The sequence below is a fragment of the Marinobacter sp. L-46 genome (assembly GCF_056859535.1).
This window is the reverse complement of record NZ_JBSXOP010000084.1, coordinates 21,253-47,789: the sequence shown is the minus strand read 5'-3', so window position 1 is coordinate 47,789 and position 26,537 is coordinate 21,253. Positions and strand designations below refer to the sequence as shown.

Genomic DNA, 26,537 nt, shown 5'->3' with positions numbered 1-26,537 from the left:
TTACATTACCCGCATGCCGGGTGTGGCGCCGGAATCCGGAGACAGGATGAAAATCTCTTTGCCACCCGGGCCTGCGGCCAGAACCATACCTTCAGACATGCCGAACTTCATTTTCCGGGGTTTCAGGTTGGCCACCATCACGGTCATACGGCCTTCCAGATCTTCCGGTTTGTAGGCGGACTTGATACCAGCAAACACGTTGCGTTCGCCATGGCCTATATCAAGTGTCAGGCGAAGAAGCTTGTCTGCGCCTTCCACATGCTCGGCTTTGACGATCTTAACGACCCGCAGGTCCACCTTGGCAAAGTCGGGGAATTCGATTTCCTCAGCCACAGGTTCCAGGTCTGCGGCCGGCGCCGCTGAGGGCTGACCGACGGCTGCCGGCATTTCTTCTTTCGAAGCGTCCAGCATTTTCTCAATCTGCGCCATATCCACCCGGTTCATCAGCGGCTTGAACTTGTCGATGCCGTGATTTTCCAGCAGGGCGGCGCGGTTGTTCCAGTCCAGGCGGGAGTTCAGGAACGACTGCGCGGCATCTGCTGTCTTCGGCAGCACCGGTGCCAGGTAAGTCATCAGCAGGCGGAACATGTTCAGGGCGTTGGTGCAGATGGCCTGCAGCTTGTCGTCCTGGCCTTCCTGCTTGGCAATCACCCAGGGCTGCTCATCGTTCACATACTGGTTAGCAATGTCTGCCAGCTCCATGATCCGGCGCATGGCGCGGCCGAATTCGCGGGCTTCGTAGAACTCGGCGATCTGCTCACCGGCATCGATAAACTCTTTCAGTTTGTCCTGCTCGGTGACCTTGCCCAGCTTGCCGTCGAAGCGCTTGGTAATGAAACCGGCACTGCGGCTGGCGATGTTCACCACCTTGCCGACCAGGTCCGAGTTCACCCGTGCGGCAAAGTCTTCCAGGTTCAGGTCCATGTCATCAACGCCACCGGTCAGCTTGGCGGCGAAGTAGTAACGCAGGTATTCCGGGTCCAGGTGATCCAGGTAGGTGCGGGCCATGATGAAGGTACCGCGGGACTTGGACATTTTCTTGCCGTTTACCGTCACGAAGCCGTGGGCCCAAACCGCGGTCGGGGTACGGAAACCGGCATCGTGCAGCATGGACGGCCAGAACAGGGCGTGGAAGTTGATGATGTCCTTGCCGATGAAGTGGTACACCTCGGCGGTGGAATCTTTCTTCCAGAAATGTTCGAAATCGATGCCTTCCCGGTTGCACAGGTCCTTGAAGCTGGCGAGGTAGCCAATCGGGGCGTCCAGCCAGACATAGAAATACTTGCCGGGGGCATCCGGGATCTCGAAACCAAAGTAGGGCGCATCACGGCTAATGTCCCACTCCTGGAGCCCGGCATCCAGCCACTCGGCCAGCTTGTTGGCCACCTGTGGCTGCAGGGCACCACTGCGGGTCCACTTGCTCAGGAAGTCGTGGAACTCCGGCAGCTTGAAGAAATAGTGCTCGGATTCCTTCTCCACCGGCGTAGCGCCGGAGACCGCAGAGCGCGGGTTGATCAGCTCCGCCGGGGTATAGGTGGCACCACAGGCTTCACAGTTATCGCCGTACTGGTCATCAGTCTTGCACTTGGGGCAGGTGCCCTTGATGAACCGGTCCGCCAGGAACATTTCCTTTTCAGGATCGAAGAACTGGGTAATCTTGCGGGTCGCAATATTCCCGTTTTCCTGGATCTGGCGGTAAATGTACTCGGAGAAATACTGGTTCTCCTCCGAGTGCGTGGAATAGTAATTGTCGAAGCGGATGTGGAAGCCGGCAAAATCTTCCTGATGCTCCTGGCGAATCCGGTCAATCAGCTCTTCGGGGGTAATGCCCTCACGCTCGGCCCGCAGCATGATGGCGGTACCGTGGGCATCGTCGGCGCAAACGTAGTAGCAGTTGTGGCCCCGCATGTTCTGGTAGCGCACCCAGATGTCGGTCTGAATGTATTCCAGCAGGTGCCCCAGGTGAATGGGCCCGTTGGCGTAGGGCAGGGCGCTGGTAACCAGAATATCGCGCTGTTGCTTGCTCGCTTGCGTCATGGTGATGTCCGAACCTTATGTTGATACGGGTTGGAAAGACAAACAGGGCCCAGGAGCATCGGCAACCGCTTGCTCCAGGTGAAGACCCCGTATGGTCAGAAACGGCCACAGATGATACCTTCCAAGCCATCATTTTTCACCTGCAATCAAGCTTATGTGCTTATTCCGGAGACCCCGATGACCCAGATATCCCAACAGGCCCTTGAGGCCGCCGTAAAAGAATACCGGGACCCGTACCTGAACAAAGACCTCTACGAACTGGGCGCGGTAAAAAGCCTGAGCGCAGACGAACAGGGCAAAGTCACCCTGATGGTCGAGTTGCCATACCCTTCAAAAGGCATCGCCGGCGGCCTGAAACAGATCGTCGCCAATGCCCTGGAATTTGTCGCCGGCGTTGAAAGCGCCGAAGTCCACGTGGGCCAGAAAATCCACGCCTGCAAAATCAACAAAGACCTCCCGGCCGTACCGGGCGTGAAAAACATCATCGCGGTAGCCTCCGGCAAGGGAGGCGTGGGCAAATCTACCACAGCGGTCAACCTCGCCCTGGCCCTGCAAGCCGAAGGCGCAAGAGTGGGCATCCTCGACGCCGATATCTACGGCCCCAGCATCGGCATGATGCTCGGCGTCCCCGAAGGCCAGCGCCCGGACGTACGCGAAAACAAATACTTCGTACCCATCAAAGCCCACGGCCTGCAAGCCAACTCCATGGCCTTCGTCACCACCGACAAAACCCCCATGGCCTGGCGCGGCCCCATGGTCAGCGGCGCCGTTATGCAACTGCTCCAGCAAACCCTGTGGGATGAACTCGACTACCTCATTGTCGACATGCCCCCGGGCACCGGCGACATCCAGCTCACCCTCGGCCAGAAAGTCCCGGTAACCGGCGCCGTCATCGTCACCACCCCGCAAGACATCGCCCTGCTGGACGGCAAAAAAGGCATCGAAATGTTCCGCAAAGTCGACATCCCGGTGATCGGCGTCGTCGAAAACATGAGCGTTCACATCTGCTCCAACTGCGGCCACGAAGAACCCCTCTTCGGCCACGGCGGCGGCGAACGCATCGCAGAAGAATACCAAACCGTCCTGCTGGGCCAGCTGCCCCTGCACATGACCATCCGGGAACAGACCGACAGCGGCTCACCCACGGTTGTTGCTGAGCCAGATTCCGAAGTGGCGAGGCGGTATCTTGATATCGTGAGAAGGGTGGGTGCTGAGCTGTCTACCCGGGAGCGGAATCTTGGTGGGACGATTTCCAGTGTATCTGTAACGGAGCATTGACCAGAATCAGGTATAGAGGGACTCCAGCTCCGTAGTCTGTTCGCGGCATCAGGCCCTTCTGTCCAAAAATGTCGGAGGCCATGGATGGCCGGAGAGAAGCGCACAGGGGTGAGGCAAGCGTTTATGAAGCGGAGCTTCATGCGCAGCCGAACGACAGCAATCTGTGATTGCTGGCTGGACCCGCTTGCGGGTGCTCGTAGCGGTTTTTGGACAGAAGGGCCTGATGCCGCAGCCCCCGTCGTAGCTTTTTTGGAAGCCTTCGACAGGCACCAAGGGACAAGGTAAACTACGCCCCAATTTTTCCCAGCTGGAAACGAGAATTCACCATGAGCATCAAATCCGACAAGTGGATCCGCCGGATGTCCGAACAACACGGCATGATCGAACCCTTCGAAGCCGGACAAGTTCGGGAAAACGAAAAAGGCCGAGTCATCTCCTACGGCACCTCAAGCTACGGCTACGACGTACGTTGCAGCAACGAATTCAAAATTTTTACCAACGTCCACAGCGCCACCGTAGACCCCAAAAACTTCGATGAAAACAGCTTCGTCAACTACACCGGCGACGTCTGCATCATCCCCCCGAACAGCTTCGCCCTGGCGCGCACCGTAGAATACTTCCGCATCCCCAGAAGTGTGCTCACTATCTGCCTTGGCAAAAGCACCTATGCCCGCTGCGGCATCATCGTGAACGTCACCCCGCTGGAGCCGGAGTGGGAAGGCCAGGTAACCCTCGAATTTTCCAACACCACCAACCTGCCGGCGAAAATCTACGCCAACGAAGGTGTGGCCCAGATGCTGTTCTTCGAATCCGACGAAATCTGTGAAACCAGCTACAAAGACCGCGGCGGCAAGTACCTTGGCCAGACCGGCGTGACCCTGCCCAGGACATGAACGCCAACCAGTTTCTTAAAGCCGTCTCACAACTGCAGGGCTGGCGCGAATGCGCCTTCCTGCTGACCCTGGCCGAACGGGCCTTCCCCAACTACGCCCTGTTTGCAGACGCCGTAGGCATGAAAAGCGGCGGCAAAATGCGCCAGCTGCTCGACCTTGCCTGGGGCATGCTGCAAAAAGACGCATCCGAAGCGGCCATCCCCCAGCTGCTGAGCAAGCTTGAAACCCTGAGCCCGAATGTCGGCGAGTACGATGCCTACGGCGTATACCCGGCCTTCGACTTCTACCAGTTGCTGGAGCAGGCCCTGCTCAACCGCCTGAACCCCAACAAGCATCGGGCAACCGAAGCATCGCAGCTGGCCACCAAGACCGTGATGGACTTCGTCGAAATGTCCGAAGGTGAGGGCATGGATGACGATGAACTGATCCGCATGTTCGAGCACCATCCCCTGCTCAAAGAAGATAAGCTGTTCCAGCGTGACACCGTGCTCGCCCTCAAGCGCCAGCGCACGCCCCGGGAAGACTTCATTGCCGAACTCAAGGCCGAGGCCGCCAACGACGGCGTCAGCAATCTCGGTATTTCCCTCGATAGCTGAGCCGTTCCGGCTCAGACTAAACTTGTTAGCTACCTGTTGAATTGCCTGTTGAATTGCCTGTTGAACGGATAACTGCCATGAAACTCTCTGCTTTTGGTCGTAAATTTACCGCCGACGCCGGTATCACCTCCCTGATGGATGACCTTGGCAATGCCATGGCCTCCGGCGAGGGAATGATCATGATGGGTGGTGGTAATCCCGGGCACATCCCGGAGATTCAAGAGCGGGTGCAGGAAATCCTGGCGGGTATGGCGGCAGACGAAGAGCAGGTGCGCCGGCTGGTGGGTATCTACGATCCCCCTCAGGGTGAGAAGCAGTTCATTGCCTCGCTGGCGGAGTTGCTGAACAAGGAATACAACTGGGGCCTGAAGCCGGAAAACATCGCCCTGACCAACGGCAGCCAGGCCGCCTTCTTCATGTTGTTCAACATGTTTGGCGGTGAATATGGCGAGGGCCAGCGCAAGCACATCCTGCTGCCACTGGCGCCGGAATACATCGGCTATGCCGATGCGGGCATTGATGCAGACTTGTTCCGGGCCGTGCAGCCGGACATTTCATTTACCGATGCCCACGAATTCAAATACCGGGTGGATTTTGATGCGGTGGAGGTTACGGGTGAAACTGGTGCGATCTGTGTCTCCCGGCCCACCAATCCCACCGGTAATGTCATCACCGATGAAGAGCTGGCCCGGCTCGAAGAAATGGCCCGGCAGCAGGATATTCCGCTGATTGTCGATGGCGCCTACGGTACGCCGTTCCCGAGCCTGCTGTTTGTGGATGCGCAGCCCACCTGGAACGAGCAGATCATTCTGTGCCTGAGCCTGTCCAAGCTCGGCTTGCCGGCTGCCCGCACCGGTATGGTGATTGCCGCAGAACCCATTATCAAGGCGTTGTCCGGCATCAATGCCATCATGAACCTGGCCACTGGCAGCTTTGGCGCCATGCTGGCGGAGCCACTGGTTCGGTCTGGCGAAATCCTGTCCCTCAGCCGGGATGTGGTGTGCCCCTTCTATAAGGCGAAAATGGAAAAGGCCGTGGCAGCGTTCCGTGACGCTATGGGCGAAGACAGCTGCCGTTGGTACATCCACAAACCGGAAGGTGCCATGTTCCTGTGGCTATGGTTTCCGGATTTGCCGATTTCCAGCCTGGAGCTGTATCAGCGCCTGAAAGAGCGGGGTGTGCTGGTGGTGTCCGGGCACTATTTCTTCCCGGGCCTGCCGGATGACGACTGGAAGCATCGTCACGAATGCTTGCGGGTTACCTACTCCCAGGATGATGCACAGGTCGCGGAAGGCCTGCGCATCATTGCGGATGAGGTCAAAGCGGTATGGCGGGAGTTCGGCCGGGCCGGTCAGTCCTGAACCCGGGCATCTCTAAGCTTCAGTTCGTATTCGCTGCCGTCCGGCTCTACCTGTAGCAGTCGGACTAGCAAGTAGTCCTGGGCCGGATCAAACCACATCAGGGTCTGGCGTCGGGCATTCTCGCCGCGAACCTTTTCCGCTTTCAGGGTGTTCATGGTGCGGCCCCGGTCGCTCAGGCTGTCTTCATCAATCACCGAGAACCGGTCTTCATCGTAGTCACCCTTGTCGAGCACATGGTAGGTGACGTCCCGTTTGCCTGCTTTCAGGTCCTGGTGCAGTTGCAGCTGGTAGCCCAGCGGGTCCAGGGTGCCTTCCCTCAGCTCAACGTTGAACGACTCGCCCCGGTAAGAGCCCCTGGCCATACCTTTCTGCCAGTCGAAATCGATGGCCTGTTCGCGATCTTTAATCAGAAATCCTGACAACCGGTAGCGATAGCGCAGGGGAATGACCTGGCCGTCCTGCCACTTGAAGATCAGTGATTCGTCGATATCGGCAATGAAGGAGTCAACGTCTGTACGGTACAGCCAGACGTTGTTGCTCTGGTCGGTCAGTGTGCGCACGCCTTCGCCGTTCAGGCTGACACCCTTTGACATGGAAGCGGTGTAGCTGGCTTCGTACGGGGTAAGCTCAGGGCTGGCGTCGGCAGCGCTGGCGGAGAGTGCAAGCAGGCCGGACAAAAGCCCGGCCAGCAGGGCGGAAGTTCTGGTGACGTCTGGGTTTCTTTGCATCCGGTTGCCTCTTTCTCTGTCTATGCTTGCGACAGTCTAGCTGCTCCCGGTGCTCAGGAGGATGACAATCTGTTCAGCTGGCTGTCAGCCGCATGGGGTGTTGCAGAAGTTTGCCGTCAAACTGGACGCCGTCGGCGGTCAGCTGAATGCGGCCTTCGCAGAACCAGCGCACCACAATGGGGTAAAGCACATGTTCCTGCTGCTGTACCCGCTCGGCCAGTGATTCTGCATCGTCGTCCGATTGAACCGCGACTTCGGCCTGTGCGATTACCGGGCCACCATCGAGTTCTTCGGTAACGAAGTGAATGGATACGCCGTGTACCTTGTCGCCGGCATCGAGCACCCGCTGGTGGGTATTCAGGCCGGTATAGGCTGGCAGCAGGGAAGGGTGGATGTTCAGTATCCGGCCCCGGAATGCCCGCACAAAGTCGGCGGTCAGGATGCGCATGAAGCCGGCCAGTACGATCACGTCCGGGTTCAGGCGGCGCAGCTCGGCCATCAGGGCGCCATCAAACTCTTCGCGGGAACCATACTTCTTATGGTCCACCACGAAGGTTTTGATGTTTGCCTGGGCTGCCCGCTCCAGCGCGAAGGCACCGGGGCGGTTGCAGCCAACGGCGAGGATTTCGCCGGGGAAATCCCGTTCACGGCTGGCGTCTATCAGGGCCTGAAGGTTGGTGCCGCTGCCCGAAGCCAGAACAACAATGGTCGGTAGCGGTGCTGGGTCTGCCATCATGCCTTCAGCAGCTCCGGTGCGTAGCGCACCTTCGGCTCGGCATCACTGGCATCGGCGGCTTCCATAACGCCAACCTGCCAGACTTTCTCGCCCATGGCATTGAGGGTATCGACGGCCAGGTCTTTCTGGTCAGCCGGTACACACACGATCATGCCAATACCACAGTTGAAGGTGCGGTACATTTCTTCAGCGGCCACGCCGCCTGCGTCCTGCAGCCACTGGAACACCGGGGGCAGTTCCCAGCTGCGGGTATCGATGGCGGCAACGGTGCCGGCCGGCAGTACCCGGGGAATGTTTTCCGGCAGGCCGCCACCGGTGATGTGGCACAGTGCGCGCACATCGACTTCGCGGATAAGTTGCAGCAGGTTTTTCACGTAAATGCGGGTCGGGGCCATCAGCGCATCGGCCAGGGTGCTGTCACCCATGGGCTGGCTGAGGTCCGCGTTGCTGACTTCGATGATCTTGCGGATCAGCGAGTAGCCGTTGGAATGCGGGCCGGAGGAGCCCAGGGCCAGCAGTACATCGCCTGGCTGTACACGGCTGCCATCGATGATCTCGCTGCGCTCGGCCACGCCTACGCAGAAGCCGGCCAGGTCGTAGTCGTCGCCCTCATACATGCCCGGCATTTCGGCAGTTTCACCGCCTACCAGGGCACAGCCGGAAAGCTCGCAGCCTTTACCGATGCCTTCTACTACCTGGGCTGCAATGTCGACATTCAGATTGCCGGTGGCGTAGTAATCCAGGAAGAACAGGGGCTCGGCACCGCCAACGACCAGGTCGTTCACGCACATCGCCACCAGGTCGATACCGATGCTGTCGTGCTTTTGCAGCTGCATGGCAAGGCGAAGCTTGGTGCCCACGCCATCGGTGCCGGATACCAGTACCGGCTCCTTGTAACCTGCCGGGATGGATACCATCGCACCAAAACCGCCAAGACCGCCGAGCACTTCAGGACGACGGGTCCTGGCTGCGGTATTCTTGATGCGGTTGACCAGTTCGTTGCCGGCATCGATATCAACGCCGGCGTCACGATAGGTAAGGGAGGGCTTCTGTTCGCTCATGGAATGTTAACCGTTGGCCTGTGGGTCAAGCGGCGGATTTTAACAGGTGCGCACGGGGGCTCCAAATGGAATTCCCGCTTAGTCTCGGGAATTGCCTGCCTTTATTGCGAACCTGCAACAGGGGCTCTTGCTACTCTAGTCAATGGTGATGGTGTATCCTGTGCGCCATTCATGGGAACGGCAGGGTGTTACATGACTGAATCACGACGGAAAAATTCCAGGCCTTGGCTGCTTTGGCCAGTATTGTCTGCATTGCTGGCCCTGGCCACTCCGGCCGCGGCAGTCTCTGTATCCGGGCTGTACAACGCCGACGTTCCGGTGCAGGGCGGCTCTTCCGCCGCGTTGCAGCAGGGCTATGCCGATGGTCTGCGCCAGGTAATGGTGCGGGTGTCCGGCAGTCGGGATGTATTGCAGCGAGAAGGCATTGATCAGGTGTTGTCCGAGGCGGAAAGCCTGTTGCAGGCCTACCAGGTTGGCAGCGAGGCTGGCCAGTCACGGCTGCGGATGAGTTTTGGTGCCGTTGGCGTTAACCGGGCCCTGGCCTCGATTGGTGCGCCGGTCTGGGGTGCTAACCGCCCACTGACCCTCGCCTGGGTGGCGGTAGAGGATCGCGGTAGTCGCAGTTTGCTGACCCGCTCCGGCGCCGGTGCCGAGTGGCGTGATGCGTTCCGGCAGGCGGCTGGTGTCCGGGGCTTGCCGATCGAATTTCCGTCCGAGAACCAGGGCAGTGACCGGGCGTTGCTGTCTGATCTTTGGGGGCAATTTATCGGGCGCATCCAGAAGGCATCTGAAGATGTCTCCTATGACGTCCTTGCCCTGGTCCGGGTGAGCCGCTCTGGCGGCCAGTGGCGCGCCGGCTGGGTTGTGGACGGCATGGGTATGGACGCTGCCGAGCGTTCGGTATCTGCCGGTAATCCGGATGACCTGGCCCAGGCGGTGGTCGATCACTGGGCGGAGCGGTACGCCAGCCGCTATGCGGTTTCAGCCGGTGAAATCGGGGACTCGCCCAAGGTGGACGTGGTGTTTGACGGGGTATCCACACTGGCGGACTACGGGCGGATCAACAAGGTGCTTGAAGGCCTGACACCGGTAGTCTCGGTGAGTGCTGCCCGCATTCGCGGCGAACGGCTGACCGCGCGGATTGCGTTTACCGGCGAGCTGGAGCAGCTGAAAGAGTACATTGCGCTTGATCCGCGCTTTGTACCGGTTGAAGGTGAGTCCGAACAGACGCAGCCCGCCGATGAGCAGGATGCCGAACAGGCCTTTGAATCCCTCTATCAGGTGCTTAACTATCGCTGGCAGCCGTCCCCGGTTGTCAGCAGTGGTGAAGACGGCTGATAAATTGACGGAGGCAGCCGGGTGAAATCAACACAGTGGCGCTGGATTCCCAATGCCCTGACTTTCATGCGGATGGTGTTGATCATTCCGTTTGCAGGTGCGCTGCTGGATGGCAACTACCGGTTGTCATTGCTGATTTTCCTCGTGGCTGCCATCAGCGATGGCGTTGATGGCTTTCTCGCCCGCTATTTCAACTGGCGCACGCGGGTAGGGGCCATTGCTGACCCCCTGGCCGACAAGGCGTTACTGATTACCACCTACCTGATGCTTACCATCACCGGTATCCTGCCGGTGTGGCTGTTTGTGCTGGTTCTGGCGCGGGATATTGCGATTGTTGGCGGGGCATTGGCGTTTCATTACGGCATTGGCCGGTTCGAAATGGCGCCGAGTGTGCCCGGCAAGATCAACACGCTGGTGCAGATCCTGGTGGCCCTGGCCATTATCATCCTGCTGGCGGGCTGGCCGATGCAGCCCTGGGTGATTGATGCGGGCGTCTGGCTGGTGGCGGGTTCTGCCATCTTCAGCGGCTGCCACTATGTGATTGTATGGAGCTTGCGGGCCTTAAGGATGAAGCGATCATGACTACTGCCTCCCAGATGGCCCTAGGTGTCCGGCTGCGTGACGATGCCCGCTTTGACAATTTCCACGGCGACCGTAACCGCGATGCCGCCCGCAGGCTGGAAACCCTGTGTGAGCAAAACCACGACCTGCCGGTGATGGTGATCTGTGGCGATTCCGATACCGGCAAAAGCCATCTGTTACAGGCGGTCTGCCACAAGGCAGAGCAGCTTGGCCAGAGTGCCGTGTGTATCAGCATCGAAGAGTTGTTGCCATTTGGCCCGGATGCATTATCGGGGTTAGAGACCCGTCATGTAGTCTGTCTGGATGACCTGGACAAGCTGGCGGGCGATCCTCGCTGGGAAGAGGCGGTGTTCCATCTGTATAACCGGATCCTGGATCGCCGCGGTTTGTTAGTGGTGTCGATGTCGGAAGTGCCCGCCTCGTTACCCTTTGGCCTGGCGGATCTCGGTTCCCGGCTGGCCCACGGCCTGCTGGTGCAGCTGGGCGTGTACCGGGATGAAGACCGCATGCGCATCCTGGTGGCCCGGGCGGAACAGCGAGGCATGGTGATGACCGACGAAGTCGCCAGCTTCATCATGCGCCGGGCTCCCCGAAGGCTGGGCGAGCTGCTGGCCATCCTGGATTCTCTCGATGAGAACTCGCTGCAGGCCCAGCGCCGGCTCACCATCCCCTTTGTTAAAACCGTGATGGGCTGGTAGTCACAGATCAATAACTACAAGTGTTTACTGGAGAGACAACATGAGACGGGTTGTATTCAATCAGAAAGGTGGTGTGGGCAAGTCCAGCATCACCTGTAACCTGGCGGCCATCAGTGCGGCCCGGGGCAAGCGCACGCTGGTGGTAGACCTGGATCCACAGGGCAACTCCAGTCATTACCTGCTCGGCAAGCCTGCATCTGAACTGCGGGATACCGTGGCGGACCTGATGGAGCAAACCGTGGCGTTCAGCATGTTCAACCGGCGCCCGGACGAGTTTGTGCATGCCACGCCGTTTGATAACCTGTTTGTGCTGCCGTCCAGTCCGGAACTGGATTTTCTCGAGCGCAAGCTTGAAGCCAAGCACAAGATCTACAAGTTGCGGGAGTATCTGAAAAAACTCAGCGAGTCGTTCGATGAAATCTACATCGACACAGCCCCGGCCCTGAATTTCTATACCCGTTCGGCGCTGATTGCGGCCCAGCGTTGCCTGATTCCGTTTGATTGCGACGATTTCTCCCGCCAGGCGCTTTATAACATTCTCAACGAAATCCGGGAGTTGCAGGAAGATCATAACGAAGAACTGGTGGTTGAAGGTATCATTGCCAACCAGTTCCAGCCCCGGGCCAGCTTGCCGCGACAGCTGGTTAAAGAGCTGCTGGAGGAAGGTTTGCCGGTATTGCCGGTGAGGCTTTCCAGCTCGGTGAAGATGAAAGAATCCCACCAGAGGCGGCAGCCACTCATTCATATGGCTCCGAAACACGGCCTGACCCGTCAGTTCGAAGACCTCTACAGGGTGCTGCACGGGGAGTCGGTGGAGCTGGAACCGCTTCAGGATTGATCAGAACCCATGAGTGACGAAAACCAACACCTCGACCTGCTGACTGACGGACTGCTGCAGATAGAGATCGAACTCCGGCAGCTGGGAGTCTGGCAGGCCGAGCCGCCACCACAAGAGGCGTTTCAGAGCACCCAGCCATTTTGCCTGGATACCATGGAGTTTCCGCAGTGGCTGCAGTTTGTGTTTCTGGAGCGCATGAAAGTGCTGGTTGAGCACAATCATCCGCTGCCGTCTGCGTCCGGGATTGCGCCCATGGCGGAAGAGCATTTCCGGGGGCGTCCGGAATCCGGGCAGGGCCTGGTGAAGGCGCTGGAAGAAATGGACCGGTTGCTGACCCGGTCCTGAGCATGGGTAACGGGCCGGGTTATTCCAGCCGCATCGACAGGTCGATGGCCTTGACGTCTTTGGTCAGGGCGCCGATCGAAATGTAGTCCACTCCGGTCTCGGCAATTGGCATCAGGGTTTGCTCATTAATGCCGCCGGAGGCTTCAAGCCTGGCGCGGCCTGCAGTCAGCTTGACCGCTTCAACCATATCCTCCAGTGAAAACTCGTCCAGCATGATAATGTCGGCACCGGCGTCCAGGGCCTGGGTGAACTCGTCCATATTCTCGGTTTCCACCTCAACCGGTTTGCCCGGCGCAATGCGGTGCGCTTCAGCAACGGCCCGTGCGATAGAGCCACAGGCCGCGATGTGGTTTTCCTTGATCAGGAAAGCGTCCCACAGGCCGATCCGGTGGTTGTCACAGTCGCCACAGGTCACCGCGTATTTTTGCGCCAGCCGCAGGCCGGGCAGGGTCTTTCGGGTATCCAGCAAGCGTACCTTGGTATGGGCAACCCTGGCCGCGTAGCCGGCGCACTGGGTGGCGACTGCAGAGAGTGTCTGCAGCCAGTTCAGGGCAGACCGCTCAGCCGTCAGTAGCGAGCGGGCAGGGCCCTGCATGCGGAACAGTACAGCATCGGCCGGCACATCGTCGCCGTCCCTGAACAGCCACTCCAGCTCTACGCCCGGGTCTACCTGCCGGAAGACTTCGTTGACCCACTCCACACCGGCCAGCCTGGCGTTCTCGCGGGTGATGACCCGGCCGCGGGCGGTTTTGTCTGCCGGAATCAGCATGGCGGTGATGTCGCCGTCCCCGATGTCTTCCCGGAGGCTGTGGGCTACGGATTCAATACGGGCCTGTCGGAGCAGTTCGGGGGCAATCATGGTGTTTTTCCGCTGGTCAGTGGGGTGGAATTAACGGCTGCGGGGCAATTCTACTGCTACCCCGGCAATTCACAAAATGTCACCATGAATTTCAACGTCTTGTGTTGGAAACAAATGGTGACAAAAACTGACACAAGGTGACGGCAACTGGTCGTATCATAGAGCTGCGGAGTAATATAAGTTTGTCACGCAGATTCGATCCCGGAGCACGTCCATGGCGCACGATAGCAAGGTTGTCCGATTAGCTGGCCACAGGCCGGCGGGCCGGTTTACGTTGCCTGCTGCATTGGTCAGGTTGCGTGACACTGCGGGTCAGGAACTGAAAACCGTACTCGCCAGCTTTTTCGAGCAGGCGGACGACAGCCTGTTCTCCCTGGCCGACCGTGCCGGTTCCAACAAAGATCAATCCGCCTATTTTGATGCCATGCGGGAGCTCCGGCTGCGCCGCCGGGCGATGTCCCTTTCCGTATTGCAGTATGTCAGCCAGGCCTTTAACGAGCTGGGCCGGTTCAAGCCGGTGCGTTCCGGCGGCTCCCTGGAAGAGGTTAACCAGGACACCCTGAGCCTGGTCGAGCATTCCGAGCTTGAAGAGCAGGTAGCCGTTGAAAGCCTGACCAATCGCCTGCGTAACCGCCACCAGGAGCAGGTTCGCATGCTTGCGGCCCGGGTACGGCACCTGGTTCCCGAGCTGGAGCTGGCTGATGACCAGATTCCCCTGAGCGCCGAGGTTATTTGCGGCGGTATCGCTGAAGCCTGTTCAGACCTGGATATTGATATCCGGGCCAAGCTGGTTGTCCTGAAACTGTTCGAGCGCTTGCTGGCAGACAAGCTGGAGCAGTTCTACCAGAAATGTAACCAGACACTGATTTCCGAAGGCGTGATGCCGGGTATGAAGAATGCCCCGGTCGGCCGTGCGCCGGCGCCTTCAAGGCCAGCCAGTCAGCCGGTTCCGCCCGCCGCGCCGCAGCAGGCCGAGGCAATGCCCCAGGCTCCTGCCGACGATGCCGGCAGCCAGCTGGCCAGTGCTACCTTCAACGAATTGAGCGCTTTGCTGCGGCAGGGTGGCGATGCCGGTGTTGTTTCCCGGCCCGCCGCTGGCGGCAATGTGCTGGACACCAGTCGTTTGCTGGCTCGCCTGACCGAGCTGCAGGCACTCAGCCGGGATGAGGCACAGGTTGAGCAGGTTATGCCCCTGCGGGAGCAGCTGCAGCCGGTATTACAGCCCGCTGAAGGTTCCAGCGTTTCTGTCACCCAGGTCGACAGCGATGTGATCAACCTGGTGGGCATGTTGTTTGACTTCATCCTGGACGACCGTCAGCTGCACCCGGTGATGAAGTCGCTGATTGGCCGGTTGCAGATCCCGGTGCTGAAAGTTGCCCTGAGCGACCGCAATTTCTTCAACCGCGGTGGTCATCCGGCGCGCAAGCTGCTGAACGAACTGGCGCTGGCGGCAATCGGCTGGAATGAAAAGCGGCCGGGCATGCGTGACCCGCTGCGGGAAAAAATCGAAGAAGTGGTCGGCCGGGTGCTGGCAGAGTTCACCGACAGCGTCGACCTGTTTGAAGAACTGCTGAAAGACTTCGGCCACTTCATGGACCTGGACCGTCGCCGCCGTGAGCTGGTCGAGCAGCGCTTGCGTGATGCCGAAGAGGGCCGGGCACGGCAGGAAAGGGCAAGCCAGGCGGCAAAAGATGTCATGCTGGAGCAGGCCGAAGGCCGGGACATTCCCGAGGCTATCCGAGCATTGCTGGACGGCCCGTGCACCCGCTATCTGCAGTGGATCATGCTGCGTCAGGGCGAAGAAAGCCCTCAGTGGCAAGATGCCTGCGAACTGGCCACACGGCTGATCTGGACGGTAGACCCGAGCCCGATTACCGATTCTACCCGTGCCGAGTTGCTGAGGGCGATTCCGGGCGTTGTGGAAGACCTGCGGGCAGCGCTCAAGGAAATTTCCTGGGATCCGTTTGCTACCGACAATGCCGTTCGCGATCTGGAACTGGCCCACGTAGGTGCGTTCCAGAAGCTGGTAACCGCACCGGTAGAGGTTGAAGACGAGCCGGTTATGGACGAGCTGCCTGAGGTTTCAGAACCTGAGCCGGCTGTCCAGGCCGAGCCAGAAGTCGCCTTGGCTCCGGAGCCTGTTCCCCAGCCGGACGTTGCGCCAGAGCCGGAGCCCGAAGCTTCCATTGATCCGGAATGGCTTGCCCGGGCGGATCAGATGCGGGTTGGTTCCTGGGTGGAGCTCAAGCGCGACGAAGACACCCGCCTGCGTTGCAAGCTGGCAGCGTTTATCAAGGCTACCGGCAAGTACATCTTCGTGAACCGCAGTGGTGCCAAGGTGGCCGAGTATCAGCGGGAAGAACTGGCGACAGCCATGCAGACCGGTTTGGTCGGCATGCTGGACGATGGCCTGATTTTTGACCGGGCCCTGGAATCCATCATCGACAACCTGCGTTACAGTCGCAAGGACTGACCGCTGCAGGCGACTCCGTGGCATCGGAATGGACTTTGTGATTCAATCTCCGGATCGAGTCACCCATTGCGTATCTGGATGCACATTGCCTGATCAACACTTCAACGCCCGGGTCGAACAGCTTCGAACGACGGGCCGGTTCCCGGATGTCCGCTGGTGTCCTTCCCCGAATTTCGGCCCCCGCCCCGAGGGTGTTGCCATTTCGTTACTGGTGGTACACAACATCAGCTTGCCGCCGGGCGAGTTTGGCGGTGGCCATATCGAGGAATTCTTCTGTAACCGGCTGGATCCTCACGCCCATCCCTATTTCCAGACCATTGCAGATTTGCAGGTTTCCGCCCATGGGCTTATCTGCAGAGACGGCTCGGTGGTTCAGTTTGTCAGCTGCCTCGACCGCGCCTGGCATGCCGGGCGCTCCTGTTTTGAGGGCGAGGAAGAGTGCAATGACTTTTCCATCGGTATCGAACTGGAAGGGGCAGACGACGTGCCCTACACCGATGCCCAGTATCAGTCCCTGGCCCGACTGGCTGCCCTGGTTCGGGCAGCCTGGCCTGCGATTACGGCAGAGCGGATTACCGGCCACTGCGATATTGCCCCGGGCAGAAAGACGGACCCCGGTGAGGCCTTCCAGTGGGCGCACTTCCATCGCGTTTTAAGCACAACGGAGAATGCCTGAATGGTACTGGTGGTTTTTCTGCTCGCCTATGTGATCCGGCAGCGCCTTGATCGGCTCGGTCTGTTATCCAGTGACGACCTGTGGCGATCCTGGCTGCATATAGGAACCCGCAGCAAGGCCGGCAAAGAGGGTTCCCTGTTTTTAGGCCTTTTACTGGTTCTCGGCCCCGCCGTGTTATTGGGGGCCCTGGTTCTGGCGGCCGGTTACGGTGGTATTCGTGTTGTGGTTTACCCCGTGGAACTGATCGTTCTGGTTCTGATGATGGGCGTGCCCGGCTGGCGCCCCGTATTGGAGGCCTACACCGAGGCCTGGGGCCGCGGTGACATGCAGGGCGCCTGGCATCATATCGAAGACCGTTTGCCGGAGGATGAGCGGGGCAGTGCGCAAAGCGCAGAAGTGATGCATTTGTCGGTTTCCCGTGCCTTGATGGTATCGGTGTTCGAGCGGTTTTTCCTGGTGGTGTTCTGGTATGTGGTTGGTGGAATCTGGCTGGCAGTCATTGCCCGTGGACTGGTGGCACTGGCAGAGCAGTGGCCCCAGCCGGCGGCCCGGCAGCGCTTTGCCATCGCGGCAGACATTACCGCCTGGGTGCCGTCTCGTTTGCTGGCTTGTACCTTTGGCGTGGCTGGGGACCTGGCGGGCTGGTCGCGATCCATCCGTCTGGTGGTACCGGGGTTCGGCAAGCCGGCAGACAGTGTGCTGATGACCGCTGCCAGCGGTTCCCTGACGGGCTATGCCCTGGATCCGGAACGGTTCGGCCAGGTATACGCGGATGACTGGCCGAAATTCGGTGGCCGTAGCATTCGGGCCATGCGGGATTTGCTCAGCCGCAGCATGCTGGTGTGGATCTGCGCCATCGCGCTGTTGGTGATTGCCGGGATTGTATGATGCCCGGCAGGCAGGAATCCGGCCCTCAGAGGCCGGATTTTTTTTGCTCCCAGAGAATTTCCTGGGCGCCGTCTAGGCGGGCCAGTACCCGCGCAACTACGAACAGTAGGTCAGACAGCCGGTTCAGGTAGTGGCGGGAGGCGGTGTTGATGGAGTCTTCGTGGCCCAGGGCCACAACTACCCGCTCGGCGCGCCGGCAAACAGCGCGGGCCATGTGGCAATGAGCCGCAGCAGTGGAGCCGCCGGGCAGGATGAAATTCTTCAGGGGAGGCAGGCCTTCGTTGTAATGGTCCAGCGTGGTTTCCAGCCAGGTGATGTGGTCATCCCCGATGACTTTGCTGCCCGGAATGGCAAATTCCCCGCCCAGATCGAACAGGTGGTGCTGGATGCGGCGAAGTACCTCAATCAGCGCGTCCTCCGCCGGTAAGGTTTCCACCAGAATACCGATATGGCAGTTCAGCTCATCGGCGGTTCCCATCGCTTCCACTCGCTGGGCGTTCTTGGCAATCCGGTTGCCATCGGCCAGGCCGGTAGAGCCATCGTCTCCGGTGCGGGTGTAGATCTTTGACAGGCGATTGCCCATGGTTTGAACTCCCTTCTGTAGTGATCAGTTGAGTTGTTTTACCCGTTCGGTGAGCATTTGGTTTACCGGTGCGGCAATGTTGTATCGATGGCCCAGACGGGCAAGGTAGCCGTTGATGAAGTCTATCTCGGTTTCTCTTCCCGCCAGCATATCAGCCCGCATCGACGACGTGTTTGCAGCGGTTTTCCGGGCCACGGCTTCGATGGTTTCCCGCAGGATTTCCGGTGCAGCTGAAGGTTGCCCCGCGGCATCCAGAAGCTGGCTGATTTCCTGGCACAAAAGATCAATCCATTTCAGATAGAACGGCTGGCCCAGGATCTCACCGTTGGGGCAGTCAAGCAGGGCGGTAAAGGCGTTGATGCCGGCATTGATAACCAGTTTCTGCCAGAGCCTGCCGAGAATATCCGGCTCCGGCTGGACTGCCAGGCCGCTGGCGGAAAGTTGTTGCGACACCCGTTCCACATGGGCTTTCCCGGCGGGGTTAAGTGCCCCAAGCCAGGTGGTACCGCGACCGGCGTGAACGGTCAGGTCTGGCTGCGGCCGGTTGGCACCTTCGGTGGTGGAGGCCGCGAGCACAGGCCTTTCAGGCCGGGTTTCGGCAACCTGTTGCTGGCTCCCCAGTCCATTCTGGAACAACACGATGGGCGTTGATGATGGCGTTGAGGGTAGGGCAGACGTGAGGGCCTCGAGGGTATCGCCGGCTTTGGTGGTTACCAGTAACAGGCCTGGTGACTGGCCGGGTTGAAGCCAGGAAACAGTGACGCCGAATGGCTTGCCATCGATGGGCTGAAAGCGGTAGTGGACAGGTTCATCCGGGTGTTGGCCCGGGCGGGGCACAAACGCTACCTGCCCGGCAGGTAGCGTTGCGGCCCAGAGCCGGCCCATGGAGCCGGCGCCGAGTATGGCAATCATGGCCTTACATGGCCTCGATTTCAGCCCGTTGTGCACTGAGCCGCTGCAGGCTGCCCTGAGCATCCTTCAGTTTCTCTTTTTCCTTCTCGACCACTTCAGCCGGAGCCTTGGCGGTGAACTTCTCGTTGTTCAGCTTGCCTTCCAGGCGGCCGATTTCCTTGTTCAGGCGCTCCAGCTCCTTGACCAGGCGCTTGAGTTCGGCGTCCTTGTCGATCAGGCCGGCCATGGGCACCAGCACTTCCATTTCGCCCACCAGCTGGGTGGCGCTCATGGGGGCCTTGTCGCCCTCGAACCATTCCAGCTTCTCCAGCTTGGCCAGGGACATCAGGAACTGGCGGTTGTCGTTCAGGCGGCGCTGATCGTCGGCGTTGCCGCCTTTGAGTAGCACCGGCACCGGCTTGCCCGGAGAGATGTTCATCTCACCGCGAATATTCCGCACGGCAACGATCACCCCTTTCAACCATTCAATATCCGCGGCCACGGCGGCGTCCTGTTTGCTGGCGTCCGGCTGCGGGTAGGGCTGCAGCATGATGCTGTCGCCCTGTTTGCCGGCCAGCGGCGCGATGCGCTGCCAGATTTCTTCGGTGATGAACGGCATCATCGGATGTGCCAGGCGCAGGACGGCTTCCAGCACGCGAACCAGGGTACGGCGAGTGCCGCGCTTGGCTTCGGGGCTGGCGTTGTCGTCACTCAGGGCCGGCTTGGACAGCTCCAGGTACCAGTCGCAGTATTCGTTCCAGATGAACTCGTACAGGGCGTAGGCGGCCAGGTCGAAGCGGTACTGGTCCAGGTGGCGGATCACTTCCTGCTCGCAGTGCTGCAATTCGCTGATGATCCAGCGGTCAGCCAGTGACAGTTCCACCGGCTCGTCGTTCACGCCGCAGTCTTCGCCTTCGGTGTTCATCAACACGTAGCGGGCGGCGTTCCACAGCTTGTTGCAGAAGTTTCGGTAGCCTTCCAGGCGCTTCATGTCCCAGTTGATGTCACGGCCGGTGGTGGCCATGGCGGCCAGGGTGAAGCGCAGGGCATCGGTGCCGTGGGCGGTAATACCTTCCGGGAATTCCTTCTCGGTGCGCTTGCCGATTTTCTCGGCCAGCTTCGGCTGCATCAGGTTGCCGGTGCGCTTCTCAAGCAGGTCCGGCAGGCTGATGCCATCAATCATATCCAGCGGGTCGATGACGTTGCCCTTGGACTTGGACATCTTGTCGCCGTGCTCGTCTCGGATCAGGCCGGTCACGTAAACGGTCTTGAACGGCACCTGCGGGGTACCATCTTCGTTTTTCATGAAGTGCATGGTCATCATGATCATCCGGGCAACCCAGAAGAAGATGATGTCGAAACCGGTCACCAGCACGTCGGTGGGATGGAAGGTTTTCAGGCGCTCGGTGATTTCCGGCCAGCCGAGGGTGCCAAAGGTCCACAGGGCGGAGCTGAACCAGGTGTCCAGAACGTCGTCGTCCTGTTTCAGTTCCAGTTCTGCCGCCAGGTTGTGTTTCTGGCGTACTTCGTCTTCGTTACGGCCCACATAGATGTTGCCTTCGGCATCGTACCAGGCCGGAATCCGGTGTCCCCACCAGAGCTGGCGGGAGATACACCAGTCCTGGATATCGCGCATCCAGGCGAAGTACATGTTCTCGTACTGCTTGGGCACAAACTGGATGCGGCCGTCTTCCACAGCTTCGATGGCGGGCTTGGCCAGGGTCTTGGCATCGGCGAACCACTGGTCTGTGAGCATCGGCTCGATGATCAGGCCGGAGCGGTCACCGCGGGGCACGCTCAGTACGTGGTCTTCGATTTTCTCGACCAGGCCTTCGGCTTCCATGTCTGCCACGATCTGCTTGCGGGCGGCCTCGCGAGTCAGGCCAGCGTAGGCGGCAGGCAGGGCGCCATCGATGTCAGTGTTCTCGGTGCCGTCTGAGTTGAAGACCTCGGCGATGTCCCGGATATTCGCATCCTGGGTCATCACGTTGATCATGGGCAGGTTGTTGCGCTTGCCCACAGCGTAGTCGTTGAAGTCGTGGGCCGGGGTGATCTTCACGCAGCCGGAGCCTTTTTCCGGGTCGGCGTGGTGGTCGGCCACGATGGGAATCCGGCGGTTTACCAGTGGCAGCAGTACATGCTGACCGATCAGGTGCTGGTAGCGCTTGTCGTCCGGGTGCACGGCCACGGCCGTGTCGCCCAGCATGGTTTCCGGGCGGGTGGTGGCGACGATCACGTAGTCTTTGCCGTCCCGGGTTTTCTGGCCGTCGGCCAGGGGGTACCGCAGGTGCCAGAAGAAACCTTTTTCTTCCTTGTTCTCGACTTCAAGGTCAGAGATGGCGGTGTGCAGTTTCGGATCCCAGTTCACCAGCCGCTTGCCGCGGTACACCAGACCGTCTTCGTACAGACGGATAAACACTTCCTGCACGGCCTTGTAGAAGCCATCGTCCATGGTGAAGCGTTCGTTGCTCCAGTCCACGGAGTTGCCCAGGCGGCGCATCTGGCGGGTGATGGTGCCGCCGGAGTGCTCTTTCCAGTCCCAGATACGCTTGATGAATTCTTCCCGGCCAAGGTCGTGGCGGGTTTTGTCTTCTTCTGCAGCCAGTTTGCGCTCAACCACCATCTGGGTGGCGATGCCGGCGTGGTCGGTGCCGACGGTCCACAATGCGTTACGGCCCTGCATGCGCTTGAAGCGGGTGAGGGTGTCCATGATGGTGTGCTGGAAGGCGTGGCCCATGTGGAGGCTGCCGGTCACGTTGGGTGGCGGGATGGCGATGCTGTAGGAATCGCCTTCTCCGCTGGGGCGGAAATAGCCTTTGGATTCCCAGTTTTCGTACCACTGGCGCTCGATGTTTTCTGGCTGGTAGGTTTTTTCCATGGGATTATGCAGTGACCGTTTTGGTTGATTCACATAGAGAAATTCTGAATTGGGCGATTATACATGGTCGCTGTTGATGCGGCGAACCTCTGTGAAACGTAGCCTGCTGATTTGGTGCAGTGTGGGGTTGGGGACAGGCTTTCCAAAAAGCGCTCCTTGCGGCACATCCATGTGGCGCTTGTCTCCGGCCATCCATGGCCTACGAAATTTTTGGAAAGCCTGTCCCCAACCCCACAGGTCGAACTTTTTGCTGGTCGCTGGTGAGTTTTGCTTTTCGTTTGCTGTCCGTGTGGTTCCGTGAGTGTCCGTGGCTAATAAATTTTATCTTTCCGTGTTTTTCCGTGTCTTCCGTGGCAAAAAAGTCTTTACCTTTAGTGTCCTTTCGCGGATTTAGTGGCAAAAAAATCACCGCCGCCGCATATCATGCACCCGAGCCTCAATCCCCAACACCCGCAGTTGCTTATAATGCCCCCGAGCGAGGTTCAATACCGCCGGATCGTTATGGGCCACCAGCGCCAGGCGGCGGTACTGATCGGCGTCGTCGGGCAAGGTCGAGGACAGCACGATAACGGTATCCCAGTCCGTGGCGGCCGGCGGGTAGAGCAGGATGCCGACAGGGTCGGTGCAGGGGGTAGTCGGGTCTTTGGCGATGCTGTGGGGGATGTAGGCTTCGGGGGTGAAGTTCCACAGCAGGTCGTCGAGTTCTTTGGCGTGGTCTTCGGTGTCGCAGAGGATGCACACGCGGTCGCCCTGCTGCCAGGCTTTGTCCACGAGTTTGGCGGCGTGGAGGTTGCGGGCGGCGGGGGTGTTCTGGGCGAGGATATGGAACCAGTAGCGTTGGTTCTTTTCGTCCCGGCCGGAGGGGCCGGCAGCTGGGCTGCCGGGCTCCGGGGTAGGGGTTGGCTGGTTATCCTGCATGGGACATCAGGTAGTCGACCAGCAGGGGTACCGGGCGGCCGGTGGCGCCTTTGGCTTTGCCGGAGTTCCAGGCGGTGCCGGCGATGTCCAGATGGGCCCAGGAGTAGTCTTTGGCGAAGCGGCTCAGGAAGCAGGCCGCGGTGATGGTGCCGGCCGGGCGGCCGCCGATGTTGGCCATGTCGGCGAAGTTGCTGTCGAGCTGGCTCTGGTATTCGTCCCAGAGCGGCAGGCGCCAGGCGCGGTCGCCGGTGCGCTCGCCCGCGGCCAGCAGTTCGTTGGCCAGTTCGTCGTTGTTGGACAGCAGGCCGGTGGCGTGGTTGCCCAGGGCGATGATGCAGGCACCTGTGAGGGTGGCCATGTCGACTACGGCAGCCGGGTCAAATTTCTTCACGTAGGTGAGGGCGTCGCACAGTACCAGGCGGCCTTCGGCGTCGGTGTTGAGGATTTCAACGGTCATGCCGCTCAGGGTGGTTACGATGTCGCCCGGTCGGGAGGCGCCGCCATCCGGCATGTTTTCGGCGGCCGCAATCACCGCGACTACGTTGATTTTGGGCCTGGTTTCAGCCAGTACTTTCATGGCGCCGAATACGCTGGCGGAACCGCCCATGTCGTATTTCATCTCGTCCATGCCTTCGCCGGGCTTGAGGCTGATGCCGCCGGTGTCGAAGGTGATGCCTTTACCGACCAGCACGTAGGGCTTGTCCTTGGCTTTGCCGCCACGGTATTCCATCACGATCAGGCGCGGGGGCTGCTTGGAGCCTTTGCCTACGGCCAGGATGGTGTTCATACCCATCTTTTCCATCTGCTTTTCATCAAGCACTTCGGTCTTGATGCAGTCGTGTTCCTTGGCCATGGCCTGTGCCTGTTCGGCCAGCCATACCGGGTGGCAGATGTTGGGCGGGGTGTTGCCCAGATCCTTGGTGAAGTTCATGCCGCGGCCGGTGGACAGGCCCAGGTTGAAGGCATCTTTCAGGGCTTTGCCGGCACCGGAGGCCTGTACAGTCACTTTGTTGAGCTTGCGGGCAGCAGGCTTTTCGCTCTTGAAGCCGGTGAAGCTGTACAGCTGGTCTTCCAGGATGCGGCCAATCAGGTTCAGGCGCGCTTCTTCGTTGCTGACAGCATCTTCGCCCTGCAGCGCAGTGTCGGCCAGGCAGATCAGGGCGTTTTTGGACGGGCCGTCTTTCAGGGCGCCCATCATGGCGATCAGGGCTTTGCGGAAGTTGGCCGGTGTGCGGTCTGCATCTTTGCCGGTGCCGACCACAACCAGGCGCTGCCAGGGCTGGTCGACCAGCGGGATGGTGTTAACTGAAGCATTCTTGCCGGTCAGGTCGCCAGCTTTTTCGAGTTGCTTGATCAGCCCGCCCAGGGTTTCGTCTGCCTGTGTTGTGGTGTCAGGCCAGGTACCTTTTTCGGGGAGGCCGATGACCAGGCAATCGGTTTTGGTGGCGGCAATGGCTTTACTGCTCAGGCTGAAATTCATGGCAACTCCCGTTGTCAGGTTATTCTGTTTAGGTCCGCGCCGGGCGGGTTTGATCGAATGTTAATAAGGATTGGGGCAAAGCCGCGAATAATCAAGCGATAAGGCCTTATCGTTACGATGGCTTTAACGAGTTGTTCCTGTACTGTCATTCATTCCCAAGGTTACATAGAATACGCGCAGTTCCTCTTATCCTCCATCTCCTGAAAGGGCGCGGCCAGAGAGATCAGTTTGAGCATCATTTTCCGTTACCTCATCCGCCAGATCATGGTCAGCATGCTTGCTGTTTCCGGCATTTTGTTGCTGGTGTTCATGAGCGGCCGGTTTATCAAGTACCTGGCGAGTGCGGCTGAGGGCGAGCTGGCAGCGGGCGTGTTGTTTGCCATTATGGGCTACCGTTTCCCCGGCTTTCTGGAGCTGATCCTGCCTTTGGGATTGTTTATCGGCATTCTGCTGGCCTACGGCCGGATGTACCTGGAAAGCGAGATGACGGTACTGTTCGCCTGCGGTGTCAGCGAGCGGGAGCTGCTGCAGAAAACCCTGGTGGGTGCGCTGCCGGTGATGCTGGTGGTGGGCGCAATGAGCCTGTTTATTTCACCCTGGGGCATGAAGCAGGTGGAGCATATTTTCAACGAACAGCGCAAAGCCACCGAGTTTGAAATGCTCGCGCCCGGGCGGTTCCAGGATCTCAGCTCCGGTACCCGGGTGACCTATACCGAAGCGCTCAGTGACGACAAGCGTCAGCTGCAAGGTGTGTTTATTGCCGAGCATGGGCGCAACGGTGAAGGCGTTACCCTGATCACAGCAGAGACCGGCTCGCAGTTGATCGACGAGAAAACCGGCAGCCGGTTCCTGATTCTGGAAGAAGGCGGCCGCTTTCAGGGCATGCCGGGGCAGCTGAATTACAACGTAACCCGGTTCGAGGCCTATGGCCTCAAGATCCAGGCCGGCGAAGCGGGTGATCGCGAGCTGGAAGAGGGCATCAGTACGCTGGATCTCTGGCGATCAGACAACCTTGAAGATCGCGCCCTGTTGCACTGGCGCTTCTCCCTGCCGTTAATCGTTCCGATCGTTACCCTGCTGGCGGTTCGTCTGAGCCGGGTGAATCCCCGGCAGGGCCGGTTCTTCCATCTTTTGCCCGCAATGCTTGTGTACATCACCTATCTGGGCCTTCTGATCGTGGCCCGGGACGCACTGGCAGACGGCAAGGTGCCGGAGTGGATCGGCATGCTCTGGGTGCACGCGCTGTTCCTGGCGCTAGGGTTATGGCTGCATTTCGGGCCGGCCTGGCTGCATCGCCGCCGGCTGGAGAAGGAGGGCCGCGCCAGTGCGTAAGATCGACAACTATGTAATGCGCACCGTTGGTGGTGCCATGTTCCTGGTGATGGTGGTAGTGCTGTCGCTGGACGTAATCTTCGCCTTCATTGCCGAGCTGGAAGACACCCGCAACGATTACCAGACGGTGCAGGCGCTTTGGTACGTGGCGCTCACCTTGCCCCGCAGGATCTACGATTACCTGCCGCTCGGGGCGTTTATGGGGTGCCTGGTTGGGCTGGGGGCCATGGCGAGTTCGTCGGAGCTGACGGTGATTCGCGCCGCCGGGGTGTCGCTGAAGCGGATTGTCTGGTCTGCCATGAAGCCGGCGCTGATTATTGTGTTGCTGGGTGTGGCAATTGGTGAATACGTGGCACCGAACACCAAACGGCTCGCCCAGAGCGACAAGGCTATTGCCCTGGGGGCTGGCAAGAATGTGGCATCGGCCCACGGTGTCTGGCATCGGGAAGGTAATACCTTTATGCATCTGAATGCGGTGCAGCCGGATGGTGGCCTGGTAGGGGTTTCGCTGTTCCGGTTTGATGATCAGCGCCAGCTGGAACAGTCCAGCTTTTCCGAGCGGGCGGTGTTCCAGGGTGATCACTGGTTGCTGGAGAACGTGGCGGTGACCCGCATGGAAGGTGAGCAAACGGTGCGGGAAGCCCATGAAACCCTGCGCTGGGATACCGGCTTGTCTCCGGATGTCTTGAGTGTGCTGATTGTGAAGCCGGAAAACCTGTCGATGAGTGGCCTGTATACCTACGCCACCTATCTGGGGGAGCAGGGGCTGACTGCGGCACAGTACTGGCTGGCGTTCTGGAAGAAAGCACTGATGCCGCTGGGTACTGCGGTGATGGTGCTGGTGGCCATTTCCTTTGTGTTCGGCCCCTTGCGTTCTGTAACCATGGGCTTCCGGGTGTTTACCGGCTTGCTGGTGGGCTTGTTGTTCAAGTACATGCAGGATCTGCTCGGGCCCATGAGCATGGTGTACGGCTTTAATCCCATGATTGCTGTGCTGGCGCCGATTGCCATCAATGCCGTGGTAGGTGCAGTGTTGATGAGAAGGGCCGGCTGAACCGGCCCTGAAGG

24 protein-coding genes are annotated in these 26,537 nt (G+C 59.6%); 14 read left to right on the top strand and 10 right to left on the bottom strand.

The genetic code is table 11. The features are described 5' to 3' along the window. Positions 1-2,037, bottom strand: a complete 2,037-nt coding sequence (metG, locus tag AC13DJ_RS14920) for a methionine--tRNA ligase (protein WP_482933037.1) — start codon at positions 2,035-2,037, stop codon at positions 1-3. 177 nt (positions 2,038-2,214) lie between these two features. On the opposite strand from metG, the gene apbC reads away from it, so the two are divergent. From apbC to AC13DJ_RS14900, 4 genes are all read left to right on the top strand, one after another. Beyond that, positions 2,215-3,315 carry an iron-sulfur cluster carrier protein ApbC gene (gene apbC / locus AC13DJ_RS14915; RefSeq protein WP_482933036.1) on the top strand — a complete coding sequence of 367 codons (1,101 nt, stop codon included), beginning with the start codon at positions 2,215-2,217 and terminating at the stop codon, positions 3,313-3,315. 326 nt (positions 3,316-3,641) lie between these two features. Then, the gene (gene dcd / locus AC13DJ_RS14910) at positions 3,642-4,208 is read left to right on the top strand and encodes a dCTP deaminase (protein ID WP_022990087.1); all 567 of its coding nucleotides are present in this window, start codon (positions 3,642-3,644) and stop codon (positions 4,206-4,208) included. Then, positions 4,205-4,804: a YjaG family protein gene (locus AC13DJ_RS14905; RefSeq protein WP_482933035.1), complete on the top strand. Its 600-nt coding sequence runs from the start codon at positions 4,205-4,207 to the stop codon at positions 4,802-4,804. The genes dcd and AC13DJ_RS14905 overlap by 4 nt, the downstream gene beginning before the upstream one ends. Positions 4,805-4,881: 77 nt before the next feature. Beyond that, positions 4,882-6,165 (top strand): valine--pyruvate transaminase, encoded by a 1,284-nt coding sequence (locus tag AC13DJ_RS14900; protein ID WP_482933034.1) that lies wholly within the window; start codon positions 4,882-4,884, stop codon positions 6,163-6,165. Here AC13DJ_RS14900 and AC13DJ_RS14895 read toward each other — a convergent pair. The 3 genes from AC13DJ_RS14895 to purM form a co-directional block, all read right to left on the bottom strand. Further along, positions 6,156-6,893 carry a DUF3108 domain-containing protein gene (locus tag AC13DJ_RS14895; RefSeq protein WP_482933033.1) on the bottom strand — a complete coding sequence of 246 codons (738 nt, stop codon included), beginning with the start codon at positions 6,891-6,893 and terminating at the stop codon, positions 6,156-6,158. The two genes, AC13DJ_RS14900 and AC13DJ_RS14895, sit on opposite strands and share 10 nt — an antisense overlap. 73 nt (positions 6,894-6,966) lie before the next feature. Continuing rightward, complete coding sequence (purN, locus tag AC13DJ_RS14890; protein ID WP_482933032.1) at positions 6,967-7,629, bottom strand: phosphoribosylglycinamide formyltransferase; 663 nt, start codon at positions 7,627-7,629, stop codon at positions 6,967-6,969. Next, entirely contained in the window at positions 7,626-8,690 is a 1,065-nt protein-coding gene (gene purM, locus AC13DJ_RS14885) for a phosphoribosylformylglycinamidine cyclo-ligase (RefSeq protein ID WP_482933031.1), read from the bottom strand. Before purM ends, purN begins: the two co-directional genes overlap by 4 nt. 192 nt (positions 8,691-8,882) lie before the next feature. Between purM and AC13DJ_RS14880 the strand changes: the two genes are divergently transcribed. From AC13DJ_RS14880 to AC13DJ_RS14860, 5 genes are read left to right on the top strand one after another with little or no spacing between them, the layout of a single operon-like run. Further along, positions 8,883-10,028: a DUF2066 domain-containing protein gene (locus tag AC13DJ_RS14880; RefSeq protein WP_482933030.1), complete on the top strand. Its 1,146-nt coding sequence runs from the start codon at positions 8,883-8,885 to the stop codon at positions 10,026-10,028. Between the two features lie 21 nt (positions 10,029-10,049). Further along, positions 10,050-10,610 carry a CDP-alcohol phosphatidyltransferase family protein gene (locus tag AC13DJ_RS14875; RefSeq protein ID WP_022990094.1) on the top strand — a complete coding sequence of 187 codons (561 nt, stop codon included), beginning with the start codon at positions 10,050-10,052 and terminating at the stop codon, positions 10,608-10,610. After that, the gene (gene hda / locus AC13DJ_RS14870) at positions 10,607-11,308 is read left to right on the top strand and encodes a DnaA regulatory inactivator Hda (RefSeq protein ID WP_482933029.1); all 702 of its coding nucleotides are present in this window, start codon (positions 10,607-10,609) and stop codon (positions 11,306-11,308) included. The genes AC13DJ_RS14875 and hda overlap by 4 nt, the downstream gene beginning before the upstream one ends. 40 nt (positions 11,309-11,348) lie before the next feature. Further along, positions 11,349-12,146: a ParA family protein gene (locus tag AC13DJ_RS14865; RefSeq protein WP_482933028.1), complete on the top strand. Its 798-nt coding sequence runs from the start codon at positions 11,349-11,351 to the stop codon at positions 12,144-12,146. 9 nt (positions 12,147-12,155) lie between these two features. Next, positions 12,156-12,491, top strand: coding sequence for a YqcC family protein (locus AC13DJ_RS14860; protein ID WP_022990097.1), 336 nt, complete (start codon positions 12,156-12,158; stop codon positions 12,489-12,491). A 19-nt stretch (positions 12,492-12,510) separates the two neighbouring features. Here the strand turns inward: AC13DJ_RS14860 and nadC are convergent, their stop codons facing one another. After that, on the bottom strand, positions 12,511-13,350 hold the full coding sequence (nadC, locus tag AC13DJ_RS14855) for a carboxylating nicotinate-nucleotide diphosphorylase (RefSeq protein WP_482933027.1): 840 nt from the start codon (positions 13,348-13,350) through the stop codon (positions 12,511-12,513). Between the two features lie 214 nt (positions 13,351-13,564). Here nadC and AC13DJ_RS14850 point away from each other — a divergent pair, with 214 nt between their 5' ends. The 3 genes from AC13DJ_RS14850 (at position 13,565) to AC13DJ_RS14840 (ending at position 17,387) form a co-directional block, all read left to right on the top strand. Beyond that, positions 13,565-15,823 carry a DUF1631 domain-containing protein gene (locus tag AC13DJ_RS14850; RefSeq protein ID WP_482933026.1) on the top strand — a complete coding sequence of 753 codons (2,259 nt, stop codon included), beginning with the start codon at positions 13,565-13,567 and terminating at the stop codon, positions 15,821-15,823. An 85-nt stretch (positions 15,824-15,908) separates the two neighbouring features. Continuing rightward, entirely contained in the window at positions 15,909-16,499 is a 591-nt protein-coding gene (gene ampD, locus AC13DJ_RS14845) for a 1,6-anhydro-N-acetylmuramyl-L-alanine amidase AmpD (RefSeq protein ID WP_482933025.1), read from the top strand. Then, the gene (locus AC13DJ_RS14840) at positions 16,500-17,387 is read left to right on the top strand and encodes a histidine kinase (RefSeq protein WP_482933024.1); all 888 of its coding nucleotides are present in this window, start codon (positions 16,500-16,502) and stop codon (positions 17,385-17,387) included. 25 nt (positions 17,388-17,412) lie between these two features. On the opposite strand, the gene AC13DJ_RS14835 is transcribed toward AC13DJ_RS14840, so the two are convergent. From AC13DJ_RS14835 to AC13DJ_RS14815, 5 genes are all read right to left on the bottom strand, one after another. Next, entirely contained in the window at positions 17,413-17,970 is a 558-nt protein-coding gene (locus AC13DJ_RS14835; protein WP_482933023.1) for a cob(I)yrinic acid a,c-diamide adenosyltransferase, read from the bottom strand. 24 nt (positions 17,971-17,994) lie between these two features. Beyond that, positions 17,995-18,882, bottom strand: a complete 888-nt coding sequence (locus AC13DJ_RS14830) for a ketopantoate reductase family protein (protein ID WP_482933022.1) — start codon at positions 18,880-18,882, stop codon at positions 17,995-17,997. Positions 18,883-18,886: 4 nt separating this feature from the next. Then, a complete protein-coding gene (locus tag AC13DJ_RS14825) occupies positions 18,887-21,739 on the bottom strand; it encodes a valine--tRNA ligase (RefSeq protein WP_482933021.1) in 2,853 nt (950 codons plus the stop codon). 405 nt (positions 21,740-22,144) lie between these two features. Continuing rightward, a complete protein-coding gene (locus AC13DJ_RS14820; protein WP_482933020.1) occupies positions 22,145-22,657 on the bottom strand; it encodes a DNA polymerase III subunit chi in 513 nt (170 codons plus the stop codon). Next, on the bottom strand, positions 22,647-24,137 hold the full coding sequence (locus AC13DJ_RS14815) for a leucyl aminopeptidase (RefSeq protein ID WP_482933019.1): 1,491 nt from the start codon (positions 24,135-24,137) through the stop codon (positions 22,647-22,649). Before AC13DJ_RS14815 ends, AC13DJ_RS14820 begins: the two co-directional genes overlap by 11 nt. Before the next feature lie 228 nt (positions 24,138-24,365). On the opposite strand from AC13DJ_RS14815, the gene lptF reads away from it, so the two are divergent. Continuing rightward, the gene (gene lptF, locus AC13DJ_RS14810) at positions 24,366-25,469 is read left to right on the top strand and encodes an LPS export ABC transporter permease LptF (RefSeq protein ID WP_474541063.1); all 1,104 of its coding nucleotides are present in this window, start codon (positions 24,366-24,368) and stop codon (positions 25,467-25,469) included. Beyond that, the gene (gene lptG, locus AC13DJ_RS14805) at positions 25,462-26,523 is read left to right on the top strand and encodes an LPS export ABC transporter permease LptG (RefSeq protein WP_482933018.1); all 1,062 of its coding nucleotides are present in this window, start codon (positions 25,462-25,464) and stop codon (positions 26,521-26,523) included. The genes lptF and lptG overlap by 8 nt, the downstream gene beginning before the upstream one ends. The last annotated feature ends 14 nt before the right edge of the window (positions 26,524-26,537 follow it).